This is a genomic window from Sedimenticola hydrogenitrophicus (genome assembly GCF_025175675.1).
Lineage (GTDB): Bacteria > Pseudomonadota > Gammaproteobacteria > Chromatiales > Chromatiaceae > Sedimenticola > Sedimenticola hydrogenitrophicus.
Window position 1 is genome coordinate 44178 of the sequence record NZ_JANIOA010000028.1, and the last position, 17916, is coordinate 62093.

The window sequence follows — 17916 nt, forward strand, 5'->3', positions numbered from 1 at the left end:
GGGCATATCTAGCAACATGCCATGCAACCTGTTATTGCCGCGTTCGCTGCGGTAGTACTACATCTGGCCAAAGGCCTCCTTGAGCAGGTAGGCGGTGTTGAGCCGCTCGTTGGCGGCGAGCAGTTTCTTGAACGCGTCTGCCATCCAGGGAGAGGTTTTCTCGGTGGGAGAGCGACACATAACGGTTGCCCTTGAAGTAACTGCACTCCTTGCCCACCAGGCGCCGGTATTCGCTTCGGCGCACCGCGTCGAGGCATCGGTCAAGTGGCGCATGATGTGGAACTTGTCAAATATTCGGTTATTGTCGCCCCGGCCCGGGCAATTACCGCTCGGATATGCGGTAATTAAATCGTGGACTTCCCGTTCGTATCGCCTCGTTCTGCTCGACATATTACCGCACACAGAGAGTATGTTATCGTTAGCTAATCAGGGTAATACCACAGCCAATTCGTTGCAGGCTGTCAGCTACCGGCAATTTGAGTGGAATAAAAATGGACGTGGATGACAAGACGGGAGAAGCGCTGAAGACGCAGCGCTTTCAAATGCTGCAGGACATTGCCGAGGAACTCTCCGGGGAGATCGTTTTTCCGACCAGCTTCGATGTAGTGGTACGGCTGCGGGAGGCACTCAGTGATCCCGACTGGTCGCTCGAACAGGTCACCGGCATGCTCAGCACCGAACCCCTGATCGCCTCACGCCTAGTGGCCCTGGCCAATTCAGCCGCCTACAGCACTGGCGGCGCGACGGTAACTGATGTCAAAATGGCCATCATGCGCCTGGGCATCAATCTGGTGCGCAATTCTGCCCTGGTGATCGCCACCCGTCAGATACGCTGCGCCAAGTCCATGTCTGTGTTTGCGGATTTTTCACAACGACTCTGGGAACATTCCCTGCGTACCGCCAGTTTCGCCCATGTCATCAGCAAACACCACACCACCATCAATCCGGATGAAGCCATGCTGGCCGGCATGATCCACGATATCGGCGGCTTCTATATGCTCTATCGGGCCTCGCAGTACGACGAGCTGCGCAGCCGTCCGGAGACGGTGAAGTACCTGATCACCCAGTGGCATGAACAGATCGGGTATACCCTGCTGAATGCCCTGGGCATGCCGGAGGATATCACCGAGGCCATCCGCGAACATGACGAACCGCGCCCTGTACCGCCAACCCTGCGTAGCCTGGCGGATATTATCTATGTCGCCAATCTGTTGGCTGGCGGTACTTTCGAGTGGCAATACATGGACAAAACCTGTGACGAGCAGCTGATTGCCGGCATCAACGAGAAATTCGCCGACCTGACGGAAGAAGTTGACCGCTACGAGGGCGAGATCCGCGCCATTTTTAATTGATGGATGCTGAATTTTACTCCGTCGGGCACTCGAAGGCCGACGACCGATACGGGCGGTAACTGTGCTGAATACAGAACACCCATCATTAATTCGTTGTCAACTGCATCTCGGGTGTCTGTTATTTTAATGGGTACCCCGTTCTTACCTGCTTGGCATATCACTCCCCTGTCAACTATCCTCGGCATAGGCTAGCAAGGAGGCCCCACATACAACAAGCAGCGTGAAGAACGGGGGTGACATTTCGATTAACACAGCGTGCAACCCGTTATTGCTGATGATATTTCCTCGAATCATCTGGGATTGACTCACGATCCTTTAACGAATAGTCAGGCCATAATAATGCCTTTTGATTTAAGATATTCTGCAGGGATATCTGCCTTCTTTCTGCCAGCAATCGCGAAATAATAGAGAGGCTCACCCTCGATTGATAACCTATGTCGGTAGCGTTCAATGTTATATACATCTACATACTTGGAAAATATTATTTCCCGAATCATCTTTGAAAACTCTGTTTTATCACTGGTATCAAAAAATGTTTCCTTGATATTGAATGCTATCCACCCTTCGCTCTCAATGATGTTAAATGCCGATATAAAGGCTTTTGGCGGAATATCGCCAAATCCGAGGGCTGCAACAGTTACCATGCAGTTACATTGCCACGCGGTTATTTTCTCCCTTGAATCGTCATCAAGCCTGGTAAAATCCGTAACATAATAGTCATCATACAAACCCGGCCTGTCTCGAACAGTAGCATCGTAGGCCTCTGGAATAATATCGACCCCTATCAACCTGGAGACGCCAAGCTTCTTAAGTTCCTCTCCCATCATGCCGTTGCCGGCACCAAAATCCAGCACACGAAGTTCAGTGAAATTATCATCCGACTGCTTCACTGCTGATTGCAGTATGGATGTCACCTTGCCCGGAGATGTACATTTCAGACGATCATAGAATATTTGTTCATACAAGCCTTGTACTTGATAAATTTTATCGTAGTCGTGAAATCTTATTTTTCTTTGATTTTCGGCTTCCTGAAGGTAAAAAAAGACTTCGTCTTGACTCAGACTATGAGCCTTCGTCTGAGGGAACTGAATTCTATGTTGTCTCTGCATCAAATCCTCCATTTGTTTGATTTTCGGCTGGCGACTAACCTTTTTGCATTTATACCGCGTGCCCTGCATGAGGCATAATTGCCTGGCGAACCAAGTCGCCCTAAATAGGGTCGCCCAATTCTATTGACTGAAGTTTAGAGCGAAGCAGCCCCTCCCGAGCTGACATTATGTAGTTGCCCAATGAAACCGGACAGCAATATAGGTAGCAAAAATACCACCCAAAGCGAGGTGTTCGATGAATAGATAACCTCGGTCCTTATCGACCGAAGTTTAAAAATGAACCCGCTTCCCTGGTGCTGAACCGGGGATATACGGTTACAGAGGCCTGCCGGTCACTGGATGTGGATGAGACCACTCTGAGGCGCTGGGTCATGGAATACAGGACCCATGGTAACGGAATACAGTAATGGAATACAAACGGAATGCCGGAATACCCGGACTAGCAGAGGCGGATTACCGGAATACCGGGCACCCATCAGTTAACTACCACCGGCAATGTCGGGGGCTTATTGGGTGAGCGCCTCAAAGGCGCCACAACAGCCTGAGCCGCCCAAGGCGGCCAAATATCTTTCCGTACTCACGCCGGCGCCTTCCCGATTCCGGACCGGTAAGGGATCATTACTCTCACCAAGACACCAAGCACGGAAAGGAAAACCGATTCCTACCATTAATCTTTGCGCTCTTGGCGTCTTGGCGAGTGTTTGAATACAGGACATCATTTATTCACCCGTTATCGTAAGCACGGCACAGATCCGTAAGGACCCAAGGGGTCAGCACCTTTTCGATTAAAGGGCTCTGGCCTTTTTAACTTTAAGAGCGTACCGGTTGCTGATGCTGTAACGCGTAGAAAAAGCGCATTTCTGTCGGGCCGCGTGATCGTTCCGGTAGCCACGATGCGCGTTCCACTGTCGGATTTTTATACACGCCTCTGCCGAGCCCTTTCGCAAGTATCTGGATTTACTGAAGATGTTATTTGGGCGCGAAAATTGCCTGCCCGTCTGCAGAGATAGCGTGGCGCAAAGCGCCGAGTGAGGCAGGAAATGAACATCCAGCATACGTTTCGAATCCTTGTCACGGGCTTGCTGTTGAGCCTTCCCATTCCGTCCTTTGCGAGCATCCTGTTCCAGGCGGATCTCACCGCCGACCAGGAGGTACCCACGCCGGGCGATGCGACGGCCAGCGGTAGTGCCACGCTGGTGCTCAACGACGCCATGGATCGCCTGGAGATCGCGATCCAACTGTTCGGCCTCGATCTCGACGGTCTGCAGACCGCTGACATCTCCGACAACGTGACCGCGGCACACATCCACAATGCCCCGGCCGGCACTGCCGGCGCGGTCGTGTTCGGCTTCATCAACCCGAACAACGATACGAACAGCGATCTCGTGATCGATGCAGTAGCCGGGACGATCTTTTCCGCCTGGGATCTTGCCGAAGGCTTCAATACGACGCTGGCCGCGCAACTGCCGAACCTGTTCGCCACCGGCTTGTACATCAACGTACATACCCCCGCCTTTCCCGCCGGGGCCATTCGTGGCCAGGTGGAGCGCGTGGCCGAACCGGCCGTACTGAGCCTGTTTGGCCTCGCCTTCGCAGTGCTCGCCTGGGTGCGCCGACGGACCTGAGGTATCGCCACACAAATATGCGAGTGCATCGTTTGCTCCGGCTTTGGGTAGCTTATAACGATGGAGAAGTGACATGGTGAAGCCAGCAAAGAACACGATTTGTCTATGGTACGATAACGACGCTGAGGAAGCGGCGCGCTTTTACGCCAAAACCTTCCCCGATTCATCCGTCGGCGCGGTGTACCGAGCCCCGGGAGACTTTCCGTCCGGCAAGCAAGGGGATGTATTGACGGTCGAGTTTAGCGTAATGGGCATTCCCTGCCTCGGGCTCAATGGCGGACCCGCGTTCCAGCACAACGAAGCGTTCTCGTTTCAGGTGGCAACCGCTGACCAAGCCGAAACGGATCGCTACTGGAACGCGATCGTCGGCAACGGCGGCCAGGAGAGCGCGTGCGGCTGGTGCAAGGACAAATGGGGTTTATCCTGGCAGATTACGCCGATCGCCCTGTCGAAAGCGATCACCGATCCCGATGCTGCTGCGGCCAAGCGCGCGTTCGATGCGATGATGCAGATGACAAGGATCGACATCGCTGCAATCGAGGCGGCGCGCCGCGGTTGAGGTTGGATCTACTGCACCAATGGGGTCCATATCAATGGACCCCATTGGTCTCTCGTGCGAGCGGGCTGGCGGGAGGACGGGAATTCACCAGGGGAGTTCTTCACCGCGGTAATCCAGGAATTTCCCCGAATCCTTGGGCGTCAACCCGCGCACCACGCCAATGATCTCGGCGATGGTTTCGCTCGGGATTTGCGGCGCCTGCGGGCCACCCATGTCGGTGCGGACCCAGCCCGGACTTATCACGACGCAGATGAATCCCTCGGGCCGGAGCTCCGCGGCCAGCGTCCGGGTGAACATGTTGAGGGCGGCCTTGCTCTCCCGATAACCGTACGCCGCCCCCCGCGTGTTGCGCGTGAGGCTGGCGAGATCGCTGGTGATGTTGACAATGGTCCTGCCATCGCCGCGGCGAAGCGACGGTAGCAGCGCCTGGGTCACGCGCATCGGCCCCAGCGTATTGACTTGAAAATAGCGGTCGAGCGCGTCGGCATCGACTTCTTCGAGCCGGTACAGCCAACTGCCAATGCCCGCGTTGTTGATCAGGATGTCCACCGGCAGATCGCCGATCCGCTCCCTGAATTGTTTCACGGACGCGCTATCGGCTACGTCCAGCTGCTCGATCCTGACCCCCAGCTTGCGCAGATCTTCGGCCGCTTCGGGTTGCCGCACGGTTGCGATGACGGTGGCGCCGGCCGCCGCGAATTGGCGCGAGAATTCCAGGCCGAGCCCGCGATTGGCACCGGTAATGACCACGGTCGGTTGGGGATGTTTCGCTTCCGCGACGGGTTGGTCTGCCTCCTCCGCGGCAATCGGAGCACCGACCGGGAAGAAACAGGCAATCAAAACCGCGATAATAGACAGTCGCCGGACCTGGCACATACAATGTATCCTTTTGGGCTGCGTAAGGCATCGCCTCGAAAGCGATGCCGCAATACGGGTTGCCGAGCATTTTGCCTCCGTTGCTTGCACGGTACAACCGGGTACGACGGTCATCCGGGTGATTGTTGAATGAAGTCTTTACCCTCATCGCGCAGGGATTTTCTCAAGACAGTCGCGGGACTCGCGGTATCGGGCAAATCGCTCGCACGAACCCACGGGCCGCTTCAGCGGCCGGTATTGATTGTGGGAGGCGGTCTGGCCGGGCTCGCGGTGCTCGATGCGCTGAAGGCCGCTGGCCGGCAAGCGGTACTTTTCGAGGCATCGCCGCGCGTCGGGGGACGCATCCTGACCATACGTGACGGATTGGAGCCGGGGCTTCGCGCCGAAGCCGGCGGCGAACAGGTCATGCGAAGCCACCAACGCGTGCGTCGGCTCGCCGGCGACTTGCGAATCCCGCTGATCGACTACCCGTTCCTCCAAGGGGATCTCGTATTCCGCCACCGCGGCCGCATGGTCCGTTTCCGTCTTCCGTCCGACCTCCCCGCCGATTTGACCGAGGGCCTGTCACCGCTGGAAAAAACCCGGTGGCCGTTCCGCCTGCACCTGGCGTATACCGAAAATGCCGACCCGGTGGCCGATGACGATCCCCGAAGCGCCCTGCAGTGGCTCCGGGATCTCGGGATTTCGCGACGCGGGGAAACGTTCGTTCGGGCCTTCGCCGCGGTTGACCCGGAGCAAACCAGCGCCGCGCACTTCCAGCGCATCGTGCGCCGTGAGGCCGCCGGAGGAAACTCGCAGGTGCTGGCGGGCGGCAGCGATCGCCTGACCGAGGCATTGGCCGCACGACATGCGCAATCGATCCGACGCAACACGCCAATCAGGACCGTGATGATCGGCGAGAACACAGCGACGCTCCTGGATGCCGGTGGCGTGGCCCACGTTGCCGATCAGGTCGTGCTGGCGCTGCCGCTCGGGCCGTTACTGAGCCTGGACTACCGGCCGGGGCGACCACGGTGGCTGTCGCGCTGGGGTGACGCGCGGGTCATCGCGCATGAATTGAAGGTGCACGCGCAAGTGGATGCCCAGGAGTTCGCGGCGCTTGGAATCCGCCAGCACATCATGGGGTTCGGATTTCCGAGAATGACGTGGCTACTTCCGGAGCGAGCCACGAACGGTAAAGCGGTGCTCAACGCCACGGCGGTCAACCGGCAACTTCCGTTGCTCCAGGAGGCGCGGTTTCGCGGTGTCCAGGCAATGGACCGGCTGCTAAGGCAGCAACTTCCCCTGCTGCGCACCGTAGAGGTAACGACACGCGGGGAAGACTGGGTGACCAATCCGCTGATCGGCGGGGCTTACACCTATGTTCCCGCAGGATCACGGGGTTCGCCGCCGGTGCTGCGTGAGGGCCCACTGGTTCTCGCGGGATCGGACTACTCCGATTATTCTGGTTGGATGGAGGGCGCCCTGCAATCCGCTGAAGCGGCTGTCACCGAGATCCTCCGGTCGTAGTTCATCGGGCATATCGAGTGGCCAGGGCACGGGAGAGCTGCCCACGCTCCCTGGCTAATGGCCATCGATGTAGTTTTTGGCGCCAAAGGTGCGGATCAAATTGGGATAGTTGGCCATCAACCCTGTCATTAGCATTCCGTTCACCATCGCTTCCGATAACATGATCAACGGCAGGAACACCAGGTATTCATGCGTGAGTTTCTGCAGGGAATAGACATCGGCCAACGAGTACAACAAAACCGTCGCAAGCACCATCGCCGCCACCGACAGGCCAGCCCCCAGAAAAACAGTGCCCAACAGGTACACGAAGAAGTTTTTTGGCAGCAGTCGCCGGATCAGCAAATGGTGCCCATAGCTCACCAACACGGGAATCAGGATCATCAGCAGCCCCCTGACCGGGAAATCATCCCATCCCAGATGTCCGACCAATACCATCGCCAGCAGCGCCAGACTCATGGCAACCACCGCCAGCGCCCAGCCGAACATCAAGGCCACCAGTGTCGCCCCCAAAATATGAATGCTCAATCCCGGGGAGATGCCCGCCCGCATCTGCCAGAGTCCGATCAGTAGCACCGTTGCGCCCAGAAACAGGTGTTGCAACAGCCGTTGCGAGAGGAGCTTACGCCAGGGTGCGGCCCACATGGCCAACAACAGTCCGATGCCGTAGAGCAGCAGACATAACCACCATCCCCAACCGCTGTTCAGTCCCACACCTAGCATGCGGATAATCCTTTAGCATGGCCGCTTTTACACAACCCCGGGCACCCATAATTCGCTACTAACGAAATGGCGAGGGTCTTACATAGTATAAACCAGCCGAAATCTTTCGCTATCTGCGCCTACTACAATTTTTTACAGCTCTAGGGCCAAATCATCTTGGTATTGTCGGGATAGGTCTCTCCCCTATCGAGTACATAGGAGATGGGAATGGCTTTGAATGCTTTCGGGAGTGCGCGCATGGACTGCGGGTCAAATGGCGCCTGTTTGCGATAAAGGGCATTGGGGTCCATCCAAATTAAATTGTGGGTGTCGCGGTTTTTGCGGTTTTTTTGCGTGAAAGAAAATCGAGGAGGCGCCAATCAAGGTGATGCAGGTCAGTGGTCAGTACCTTGAGTCGAAGACATCAGTCGATGGCGTGGCTCTAATCATATATTCGGTAGCAGTTTCTGCCAGATTCTTTGGCTTGATACATGGCGGTATCGGCCTTTTTTATACAGCTTTCCATATCCTGATCATCTGGAGACACCAGGGAAATGCCTATACTTACGCCCATCTTATACTGAGAGCCTTTCAGAACGAAAGGCTGCCAAATGGCAGCAATTATTTTTTCCGCCATCTTGCAGACGACCTCTTCGGAGGCAACATCTACAAGGATGATGCTGAACTCATCGCCGCCAAGGCGGGCTACTGTATCTGTCGCGCGGATGCATTGCAGAAGACGATTGCCCACCTCAACAAGGGCCTGATCACCCCACTCATGACCCAGTTCATCATTGATCAGTTTGAAGTGGTCAAGATCCAGCATCAACACGGCCATAAGACTATTATTGCGATGTACCTGTGCCATCGCCTGTTGCAGGCGGTCATAAAACAGTGCCCGGTTGGGTAGTCTTGTAAGATGGTCATGGTAGGCCATGTTATTGATTATTTCTTCTGCCTGCTTGCGTTCCGTGATGTCGAGATGTAACCCGACATAGTGGGTGATGACATCATCATCGTCTTTGACGGCGGTGATCGTAAGCCACTTGGGATATATCTCACCATTCTTACGTCGGTCCCATATCTCTCCCTGCCATTTTCCAGTGCGATTGAGGGTCTCCCACATCTCACGATAAAAATCCGCATCGTGACGACCTGATTTAAGCAGATTCGGTGTTTGGCCAACGACTTCCTCTGATGTGTAACCAGTAGTGTTCGTGAAAGCGCGGTTGATCTTCAGGATCACACTATTCGCATCGGTGATCACCATGCTTTCCTGAGATTCAAACGCAGCTGTAGTGATGCGAAGTTCGTTCTCGACCAGCTTACGTTCAGTGATGTCATGAATGATCGAAAAAAACAGGCTCTTGCCCTTGTCGATCACAGTTGAAATATGTGCTTCTACCGTACGAACGGATCCATTGGCCAGACGGTGTTCAAAGGTAAATATATTCTGTTCCCCAGTAATTGCTCTCTTTCTTATTGGATGGATTTCCGACTCTTGTTGTGCATTGATCCGGCTTACGCTCATACCACGCAAGCTCTCCAATGGGTAACCATAAAATTGCGCTGCTGCAGGATTGGCATCAACGATGATGCCGGATTGGTAATCAATCAATAACATGACATCATGATGTAGTTCGAACAATTGGCGAAAATAGGCTTCGCTTTCCAGCAAGGCCTGATAACTTAACTTATGCTGTTCAGAGTCCGCCACCGCATCATACTCCGTGGTAATTTTATCGGCACAAATATTAAAGGGGTCTATGAAGAATGGCACTTACTTAAATCGAATCGCAGGATTTTCGTCATTCCGGCATGCGCCGGAATGACGGTGGTTCCTAGCTTAAGTAAGTGCCATTCGGGTCTATGAATATGATTGGTCATCAAGCACCACGCATACAGCTTTACACCCAGTTCTATCTTCCGCTCTCTTAAGTATTCCAAATAGAATTGGTAATCCCGGTTCACTAGTTATACCGCATTTCGATTATGCCCTCTCAGTACAATATGATGCGGGCAATTCGGCATCAATACTCTTGCCTTCCTTGGCATAGCAACCTCCGTAATGCTTTAGAAAAATAAATGCGTCCCGAATGGCACTGACTTAAGCTCAAATGTAGGGTGGGTTAGCGTTTTTTGCGTAACCCACCAGGCGTTGCGCAGCAACACAACCCGTTTGTTTAAGGTGTGCCTGACGGCACGGCTGGTGGGTTACGGCGCAAACAACGCGCCTAACCCACCCTACATTGGATACGAATACGCTTAAGTCAGTGCCATTCAATGCGTCCCCATTTTCCCGGGACAACCGTGTCCCACGATGCTCTGGATTCGGTCTTTACGATACGCAAAGTATAGATGGCCACATGGGGATGACAGACTCCTCCGGCTGGGGGTGCGGCCCTGGTGCTCCAGGCACCGTGCCAATGAGGTAAGACGTCAATTTCTGACGATGGAGATTAAAGGGAGATGTTCGGTAGCATGACGTGTCAGCGGACAGCGATGCCGAGAGTGCGGTTCAAGACACGCGCCCTTATGTCTGCCTCAACCCGCTTACCCGCCCGGCATTTCGGCTTTCGCCAGAATGCGCCTTTCCGTGGTTGATGTTCGCTGTGTCGGGAACCGGCTGCCAAATTATAGGACCGCCATCACCCCGTCCCAGAACTCGATGCGGGCCTGGATGGCGGTCAGCGCCGCGGCCTCCGCCTCCTCGATCCTGTCGGGTTCGTCACCGCACAACTGTTCTAGAAGCGCCAGGGACAACGGGCCATGGTGGTCCCCGTCGAGATGAATGTGGCGTTCCAGGTAATAGTGGAAGGCCGGAGCCTGCCCCGGCCCGATATCCATTCTGGCAATCAGGGCCCGGAACATCGGCGGGATGATGTGCTCCCGCCCCAGGGCAAAGGCGGCAGCGATGACGTGGGGCCGGCGGCTGTCGATGAATGCGAAGGTCTGGTGCATGAAGGCCCGTGCCGGTTCCGGCAGGTCGGCGACCGGCAGTACATCGCGAATTCCTTCCCGGCGCACCCGATCGACGAAGACTTCGGCGCGGGAGGTATCCGCCCCCACCTCTTTCATCCCCTGCAGGTACAACTCGTAGTGGCTGGCGTAGGTGATCTCGCCATCCACGCCCGGAAGCCCCTGGTCACACTCCTCCTCGATGACAATGTCGTTGATAAAACGGCAGTAACGGGCATGGTCCGGCAGCAAGTTCACCGGCGTCCATGGTGAGCGCGACGGGGCGAGGTAGTGTTGCAACTCTTTCAGCAGGGACATGAAATCCCAAACCGAGAAGACATGCTGGGCCATGAAGGCGCGCAGACTCTCCATGTCCCGGACCCGGGCGTAGACCGGGTGATTTTCCAATTCGACGCGCAGGGCGCGAACACGTTCCAGGGGGAACCATGTTGGGTTTTGCGGGGACTTGAGGCTCATCAAAGGACTCCAACGCGATCGAAACAACACCGTATCGACGCGTACCAGTTGATAAAGAGATTTTGTGGGTTGTGTTAACCCTATCGTTGCAAAAATCGACCTGTAGGAGGCCCCCCCGGGCCGAAATCGCGGCGGGGCGCCGCTCCTGCAGGTGCAATGCCAGACTTCACCGGCGGTGCATTCCAGGAAACCATGCAACAGGTCTATTTCATCCGGCGAAAGACGGATTGAAACAAATCATAAGGCCTTAATTAGTGTCCATCCAGAAACGCACGTAATTTAAATTGTCGTCACCCCGGCGGAGGCCGGGGTCCAGGGGATTCAACAAGTTACTGGATTCCATCCTCAGGTCCGTAAACGGTGCGTCCCTGCACCACTCCTCCGGCATTCGCCGGAATGACGATTTCTGTAGTTTCTGGATAGGCACTAATTAATGCAACCATTGGGCTAAGCCGACGATAATAAGACTTTGCTTATATTATGACAAGCTCTGAAGACTCATTCGAATTGAGGAACGCCGGTAACTCCGGCGGGAATTCCAGGACACCCGTCGCTAGCAAGTGCACTCCCCACAAATCGATACGCTCATGGCTTGACGAACCCTGCTTGCGTTCAATCCCTCTCCAAGCAGGGTGTGGAGCTTGGTGAACGCGGCCTCCAATGTCAGGTCGGCGCCGGGGACGACGCCGATCGTATTGAGGCTGGCGCCGGTGGCGTAGACGCCTTGATCGATTTTTCCCTGGATGCATTGGGAGATGTTGAGAATGACTTTACCCTGCTCTACCGCGCGGCCCAGTACCCGAAGTAGCGCCGGGTTATTATCGGGTACATTGCCCACGCCATAGGTCTGTAGTATCAAGCCACGCACGTTGTCCGGCTCCAGGTGGCTTTCGATAACCCGGGCGGATATGCCCGGGTATATCTGCGCCACGCTCACCGCATCGGAAGCGAATGCCGGCAGGAGAAATTCACGTCTGCCAGGCTTCAGCAGCAAGTGACGTTTCAGATCGATATGAATACCGACTTGCCCCAGCCAGGGGTGATTGGGGGAATCGAAAGCGTCAAAGCCGGCGCTTTTGAGCTTCGTGCTGCGATTGCCGCGCAGTAGGCGGCCGTCGAAGTAGATGCACACTTCTGAGATCTCCGCACGACCGGCCAGCATCAGCGCGGTCACCAGATTGTCGAGGGCATCATTACGTGTTTCAGTCAGTGGGATCTGCGAGCCGGTCACGATGACCGGCTTATCGATGCCGCGCAACATAAACGACAGGGCCGAGGCGGTATAGGCCATGGTGTCGGTGCCATGCAGGATGACGAAACCATCGTAGGCGTCCCACTGCTCGACGATCTCGCCACCGATGCGGCCCCAGTCCGAGGGAACCAGGTTGGCGCTGTCGATGAGCGCATCAAGTTCGATCAGCTCATACTCGGGTAACTGGTGGCTGGCGCGGGTCTGCAAATGCTCCTTCATCAGGCGCCCGAATCCCCGGATCGGTACATAGCCCCGATCCGAGGGTTGCATGCCGATCGTGCCGCCGGTGTAAAGCACCAGAACGCGCGGTTTCATGCCAGGCCGATGGGCGAATGTTGGGGTTGGGGTGCCAGCATGGATTGCGGGCTCAGCAATAGCTCCAGTTTCGCTTCATCGAGCAAACCTTCCGCCAGCACCAGCTCGCGCACGGTGGCGCCGGTATGCAACGCCTGGGCGGCGATGCGCGACGAATTGGCGTAGCCGATATGGGGCACCAGTGCGGTAATGCAGCCGATGCTGTTGTTCAGGTGTTGTGCGCAACGTTCGACGTCCGCCTCAATGCCGCGGATACAGCGATGTTCCAGCATGGTACAGGCGGCCCCCAGCATCTTCATGGAGTTGAGCAGGTTGTAGATGATCAAGGGCTCCATCGCATTGAGCTGCAACTGGCCGGCCTCCGCGGCCAGGGTCACCGCCAGGTCATTGGCGATAACCTGGTAGGCGCTTTGATTGACCGCCTCCGGAATCACAGGGTTGACCTTGCCCGGCATGATGGAAGAACCGGGTTGCATGGGCGGCAGGCGGATCTCGCCAAAACCGGTACGGGGACCGCTGGAGAGCAGGCGCAGGTCGTTGGCGATCTTTCCCAGCTTGATCGCAAAGCGTCTCAGGATGCCGGAGAACAGCACGAACGCCCCCATATCGGAAGTCGCCTCCACCAGGTTGGAGGCCGGTGTCAGGGGTTTGCCGGAAATCTTGGACAGATGACCTATCGCCAGCGCCGAGTAGTGCGGATGGGTGTTGATGCCGGTGCCGATAGCCGTGCCCCCCAGGTTCACCTCGGAGAGCAGGGTGCACGCTTCCCGCAGGCGGTCCACATCCTCATTCAGGGTGACGGCAAACGCCTCGAACTCCTGGCCCAGGGTCATCGGCACGGCGTCCTGCAGTTGGGTGCGCCCCATCTTCACCACGTCGGCGAACTCCGTCCCTTTGGCGGCGAACGCCTGCGTCAGGCTGAAAATGGTATCGATCAGCGGGTCGGCAGCCATGATGATCGCCAGGCTGGCGGCGGTGGGGTAGGCGTCGTTGGTCGACTGGGAGCGGTTCACGTCATCGTTGGGATGCAGATAGGCATACTCCCCCTTGCGATGACCCAATTTTTCCAGTGCCAGATTGGCGATCACTTCGTTGGCGTTCATGTTGGTGGAGGTGCCGGCGCCGCCCTGGATCAAGTCCACCACAAACTGATCGTGCAGATGGCCCGCGCAGATCTGTTCGCAGGCGGCCACGATGGCATCCGCCTTGGCGGCACGCAGCAGTCCCAGCTCGGTATTGGCCCTGGCGGCGGCGGCCTTCACCATCGCCAGTGCATTCACCAGTTGCGGGAAGTGGCTGATCGGCACGCCGGTAATGGAAAAATTGTCCAGCGCGCGCTGGGTCTGAATGCCGTACCAGGCATCGGCGGGGATCTCCATGTCGCCCAGAAGATCATGTTCCATTCGCATTTTCATTGGTGTTGGGTTCCGATATTGAGAGTAGATAAGGTTGCTTTCAGATCCGAATGGCGCTTACTTAGTGTCTATCCAGAAACTACAGAAATCGTCATTCCGGCGAATGCCGGACAACAGCGCGAAGCGCGTTGAACGACTGAAAGTCGGCCCGAAGGGTGAGCGAAGCGAATCATCCAGTAACTTGTTGAATTTCCTGGACCCCGGCCTTCGCCGGGGTGACGGTGATTCTTGACTTAAGTAAGTGCCATTCGTTTCAGATCCCGTACTCCCGAAGGGTGATAGCCCTCCGGGAGTAAGGGGATAACTCAGTTTTCCGCCGTGGCCAGGGAGACCTCCGTGGGCTCGTAGGTGGTGTTGATTTGATCCTCCGGCTCCAACTGCCAGGCCGCGGGGTCAAGGTCGAGATCACGGAATGCGGCGGCGTCGAACAGCGGCTGTTCAATGCCCGACTGCCGTTGCCGGTCGTAATCCTTCATTACCCGCAGGCCGGTCTTGAACAGCAGCGCCAGGGCCGTCAGATTGGCCAGGGCCAACAGCCCCATGGTGACATCGGCAAAGGCGAAGACGGTGCCCAAATCCATGATGGCGCCCAAGGAGCAGAGACAGATGATGGCGACCCGGAAAGAGTTGAACAGCGTCTGGTTCTCCTCCTTGAAGAAGTTGAGGCTGTTTTCACCCAGGTAGTAGTTGTAGAGGATGGTGCTGAAGCCGAATAGCAGCAGCGCAATACTCACGTACATCCGTCCCCATTCACCCACGTGGTCGGCCAGGGCCATCTGGGTCAGCGCGACGCCGCCCACATCGCCGATAGTGGCGGGGTCGTAGATACCGCTCAGCAAGATGATGAAGGCGGTACAGGAGCAGAGGATCAGGGTATCGATAAACACCGAGAAGGATTGCACGATACCCTGATTGGCCGGGTGCGGGACGTAGGCCACGGCCGCCACGTTGGGGGCGCTGCCGAGTCCCGCTTCGTTGGAAAACAGGCCGCGTTTGACGCCCATCAGAATGGCGGCGCCGATACCGCCACCGATAGCCGGTTCCAGGCCGAATGCGCTTTTGACGATCAACATGAATACGTCCGGCAATTTGTCGATATTGAGCCCGAGCACCACCAGCGCGATGGCCAGGTAGCCCAGCGCCATGACCGGCACCAGCACTTCCGCGACCTTGGCGATGCGCTTTACACCGCCGAAGATAATCAGGCCCACGACCAGTGCCAGGGCAGTCCCGGTGTAATAGACGGAGATGCCGAAGGCGTCTTCAAACGAGGTGGCGATGGAGTAGGACTGCAATGCGGTAAAACCAAAACCGAAGGTGACCAGCAGCAGGATGGAGTAGAGCGTCGCCAACCACTTCCAGTTGCTGCCAAGCCCGCGGGCGATGTAATAGGCGGGTCCGCCGCGGTAGGTGCCATCCGGTTCGGCCCGCTTGTAAAGCTGGGCGAGCGTGCACTCGAAGTAGCTGGTGGCCATGCCCATCAGGCCCACTACCCACATCCAGAAGATGGCGCCGGGTCCGCCCAGCGTGATGGCGATGGCCACGCCGGCGATGTTGCCGCCGCCGACGCGACCGGCTACGGAAAGCAGCAGTGCCTGAAACGAGCTGAGGTGACCGTGCTGGTCCCGCTTGAAGGCGTGTTTGCTCCCCAGTATGCGGAACATGCTGCCGAAATAGCGGAACTGTACGAATCGAGAGAACAGGGTGAACCAGATACCGATACCAATCAGTACTGCGATGAGTACCTTGCCCCAGAGGAGGTCATTGAGTAGATCGAGCATATGCAGTCTCCAAGTGCGACCGAAATCGCTTTTTATTGACGAGGAGCGCTATTTAACCAATTGGCCGGGCGTGAAAAAATTTGACGAAGTGGCGTGTTTTGGTGCAGTTTGGTGCTGTCACAGCATCTAACTGTTAAAGGTGATCGCTGTGCGGGGTTCCCGGGTTGTACTACCATGGGGCTCGGTTGATTGAGCGCGAGGAGGCGTCAGCGATCCATGAATGAGGATTTTGCCCGTAATCTGCGATTGCTTTGCAGCTATTACAAATCGATCGCGGAGGTGTGTCGCCGACTCAACATCAACCGCCCCCAATTCAACCGTTACCTCACCGGTCGCTACAAGCCCTCGGCCCACACCATGCTGCGGTTTTGCGATTTTTTTGGTGTTGAAGAACATGAGATTCTATTGCCGCACAATCAATTTCAGCGGCTGATCCAGGTGCGGCCACGCAAATCGAGCTTCGTGGAAGCCGAGCTGCCGGAATTTCCCCATCTGCGGCGGTTGCAACAGATCGGCACCGCCGGCATGGACAGATATCTGGGGTACTATTTCGAGTATTACCTCTCCATGGCTTGTCCGGGAAGGATCTTGCGAACCCTGATCTATTTGGTGCGCCAGGGCGATAGTATCTATTACCAGCGCACCGAGCGCCTTCGGGAGCATCCGAAAGAGAAACCCTGCCATGGTATCTATCTCGGCATCGCCTATTTCCTGACTGACCGGATCTTTATGATCGATTACGAATCCCTGACCGGTCATGAAATCACCGAAACAATACTCTACCCCTCCTTCAGGAATCGGGTTTCGCGCCTCAATGGATTGAAGCTGGGGGTTTCCGGGAGTGGTGAACGTATGCCCAGTTGCATGCGGGTCGTCTACGAATACCTGGGCAGTTCGGTCGACACCCACCGCGCCCTGTCCCTCTGCGGCCTCTACGAACTGGACTCGGATGAGATCGATTTATCCTTCAAGCATGCGGTCATCAATCGAATCGACGAAGGCGAGTGGCACTTCCGGGCGCGACACTGATAGGTAGGGCGTAACCAGCCCGTCACATAAGTATTTTCTTATATTATGGCAGGTCTAACAGGTAAATTGAGCCGCCAGTTCAGGTTCATTGACGGCATATTCCGGCCCAACCTGAACAGCCATTCCGGTTCTGCGGGCCGCAACCCGCAGCTGAAGCCGAGAAAGCCACTTTCGCCAACCCTTTCCAAGCAGAGGGATTTCACCTCCAATCTTCTACCGATTTATCTCGGCGCACTGGGTGTCCCGTGTTTTTCAGTCCATGTATTTCAGCCGCGCCGAAGGCTGAGCGAGTTGAACGCCGTGTTAAATGCATTATACTGCGCATAATCATGCGCATAAGCGCTTTGCTGGTTGCTGGAGGCTGAAATGCACCGTTTATTCGATAAAAATGCCCCGAAAAAACCCACAAACCTAAGTATAAACAGTGATTTATTAGCGAAAACCCGGGCTCTTAAAATCAACCTTTCCGCAACCCTTGAGCATGCGCTGGAAAGCCAACTTGCGGAAGCTGAGGCGAAAAATTGGGCCACTGAGAATAAAGCAGCCATTCGAGCGTACAACGACTTCGTTGAAGAGCATGGTTGTTTTGGTGATGAGTTTCGGGAATTCTGATGACGCAGTTCGACGTATTCAGAAACCCTAGCACCACTACACGTAAACATTACCTGTACCTGGTTGATATTCAGAGTCCATACCTCGAAGAACTAGCGACCCGGATAGTAATTCCCCTAGGCAAGGCCTCATTGTTTAAAAATACCGCCATGAAAGGGTTAACTCCCGAAGTTACTTTTCATGACGAAAAATTGTTATTGCTAACCCCTCAGATTTCTTCCATTGCCAAGCGGCAACTCAAAGAGCCCATCGGCTCGTTATCTCATTTACGCGATGAGCTGATGAACGCACTGGACTTCGCCATTTTTGGCATTTGACGTTGCAATTGAGCCGCAGCATTGATCAACC

The 17916-nt window shown here is 55.9% G+C and carries 17 protein-coding genes; 8 read left to right on the plus strand and 9 right to left on the minus strand.

Going from position 1 to position 17916, the window contains the following annotated elements:
- Positions 1 to 57 precede the first annotated feature (57 nt).
- Complete coding sequence (locus NPX02_RS14875) at positions 58 to 390, minus strand: transposase (RefSeq protein ID WP_260294551.1); 333 nt, start codon at positions 388 to 390, stop codon at positions 58 to 60.
- Between the two features lie 101 nt (positions 391 to 491).
- Between NPX02_RS14875 and NPX02_RS14880 the strand changes: the two genes are divergently transcribed.
- Positions 492 to 1352, plus strand: coding sequence for an HDOD domain-containing protein (locus NPX02_RS14880; RefSeq protein WP_260294552.1), 861 nt, complete (start codon positions 492 to 494; stop codon positions 1350 to 1352).
- 326 nt (positions 1353 to 1678) lie between these two features.
- Here NPX02_RS14880 and NPX02_RS14885 read toward each other — a convergent pair whose 3' ends face one another.
- Positions 1679 to 2461, minus strand: a complete 783-nt coding sequence (locus tag NPX02_RS14885; protein WP_260294553.1) for a class I SAM-dependent DNA methyltransferase — start codon at positions 2459 to 2461, stop codon at positions 1679 to 1681.
- 239 nt (positions 2462 to 2700) lie between these two features.
- On the opposite strand from NPX02_RS14885, the gene NPX02_RS14890 reads away from it, so the two are divergent.
- The 3 genes from NPX02_RS14890 (at position 2701) to NPX02_RS14900 (ending at position 4645) form a co-directional block, all read left to right on the plus strand.
- A complete protein-coding gene (locus NPX02_RS14890) occupies positions 2701 to 2868 on the plus strand; it encodes a transposase (RefSeq protein WP_418067342.1) in 168 nt (55 codons plus the stop codon).
- Between the two features lie 633 nt (positions 2869 to 3501).
- Complete coding sequence (locus NPX02_RS14895) at positions 3502 to 4086, plus strand: CHRD domain-containing protein (RefSeq protein ID WP_260294554.1); 585 nt, start codon at positions 3502 to 3504, stop codon at positions 4084 to 4086.
- A 73-nt stretch (positions 4087 to 4159) separates the two neighbouring features.
- Complete coding sequence (locus NPX02_RS14900; RefSeq protein ID WP_260294555.1) at positions 4160 to 4645, plus strand: VOC family protein; 486 nt, start codon at positions 4160 to 4162, stop codon at positions 4643 to 4645.
- A gap of 84 nt (positions 4646 to 4729) precedes the next feature.
- Here the strand turns inward: NPX02_RS14900 and NPX02_RS14905 are convergent, their stop codons facing one another.
- The gene (locus NPX02_RS14905; protein WP_260294556.1) at positions 4730 to 5521 is read right to left on the minus strand and encodes an SDR family oxidoreductase; all 792 of its coding nucleotides are present in this window, start codon (positions 5519 to 5521) and stop codon (positions 4730 to 4732) included.
- Between the two features lie 129 nt (positions 5522 to 5650).
- On the opposite strand from NPX02_RS14905, the gene NPX02_RS14910 reads away from it, so the two are divergent.
- On the plus strand, positions 5651 to 7030 hold the full coding sequence (locus NPX02_RS14910) for a flavin monoamine oxidase family protein (protein ID WP_260294557.1): 1380 nt from the start codon (positions 5651 to 5653) through the stop codon (positions 7028 to 7030).
- A 54-nt stretch (positions 7031 to 7084) separates the two neighbouring features.
- Here the strand turns inward: NPX02_RS14910 and NPX02_RS14915 are convergent, their stop codons facing one another.
- From NPX02_RS14915 to NPX02_RS14945, 6 genes are all read right to left on the minus strand, one after another.
- Positions 7085 to 7750, minus strand: a complete 666-nt coding sequence (locus NPX02_RS14915) for an energy-coupling factor ABC transporter permease (protein ID WP_260294558.1) — start codon at positions 7748 to 7750, stop codon at positions 7085 to 7087.
- A 421-nt stretch (positions 7751 to 8171) separates the two neighbouring features.
- Positions 8172 to 9509, minus strand: coding sequence for a diguanylate cyclase domain-containing protein (locus NPX02_RS14920; protein ID WP_260294559.1), 1338 nt, complete (start codon positions 9507 to 9509; stop codon positions 8172 to 8174).
- Positions 9510 to 10363: 854 nt separating this feature from the next.
- Positions 10364 to 11164 (minus strand): DUF3050 domain-containing protein, encoded by an 801-nt coding sequence (locus NPX02_RS14930; RefSeq protein WP_260294560.1) that lies wholly within the window; start codon positions 11162 to 11164, stop codon positions 10364 to 10366.
- A 553-nt stretch (positions 11165 to 11717) separates the two neighbouring features.
- On the minus strand, positions 11718 to 12731 hold the full coding sequence (ansA, locus tag NPX02_RS14935) for an asparaginase (RefSeq protein ID WP_260294561.1): 1014 nt from the start codon (positions 12729 to 12731) through the stop codon (positions 11718 to 11720).
- Positions 12728 to 14134 (minus strand): aspartate ammonia-lyase, encoded by a 1407-nt coding sequence (locus tag NPX02_RS14940; RefSeq protein WP_470423646.1) that lies wholly within the window; start codon positions 14132 to 14134, stop codon positions 12728 to 12730. The genes ansA and NPX02_RS14940 overlap by 4 nt, the downstream gene beginning before the upstream one ends.
- Before the next feature lie 317 nt (positions 14135 to 14451).
- Positions 14452 to 15927 carry an alanine/glycine:cation symporter family protein gene (locus tag NPX02_RS14945; RefSeq protein WP_260294563.1) on the minus strand — a complete coding sequence of 492 codons (1476 nt, stop codon included), beginning with the start codon at positions 15925 to 15927 and terminating at the stop codon, positions 14452 to 14454.
- A 216-nt stretch (positions 15928 to 16143) separates the two neighbouring features.
- Here NPX02_RS14945 and NPX02_RS14950 point away from each other — a divergent pair, with 216 nt between their 5' ends.
- The 3 genes from NPX02_RS14950 (at position 16144) to NPX02_RS14960 (ending at position 17885) form a co-directional block, all read left to right on the plus strand.
- Positions 16144 to 16956 (plus strand): helix-turn-helix transcriptional regulator, encoded by an 813-nt coding sequence (locus NPX02_RS14950; RefSeq protein WP_260294564.1) that lies wholly within the window; start codon positions 16144 to 16146, stop codon positions 16954 to 16956.
- A 366-nt stretch (positions 16957 to 17322) separates the two neighbouring features.
- Positions 17323 to 17568, plus strand: coding sequence for a type II toxin-antitoxin system CcdA family antitoxin (locus tag NPX02_RS14955; protein ID WP_260294565.1), 246 nt, complete (start codon positions 17323 to 17325; stop codon positions 17566 to 17568).
- The gene (locus tag NPX02_RS14960) at positions 17568 to 17885 is read left to right on the plus strand and encodes a CcdB family protein (RefSeq protein ID WP_260294566.1); all 318 of its coding nucleotides are present in this window, start codon (positions 17568 to 17570) and stop codon (positions 17883 to 17885) included. The genes NPX02_RS14955 and NPX02_RS14960 overlap by 1 nt, the downstream gene beginning before the upstream one ends.
- The last annotated feature ends 31 nt before the right edge of the window (positions 17886 to 17916 follow it).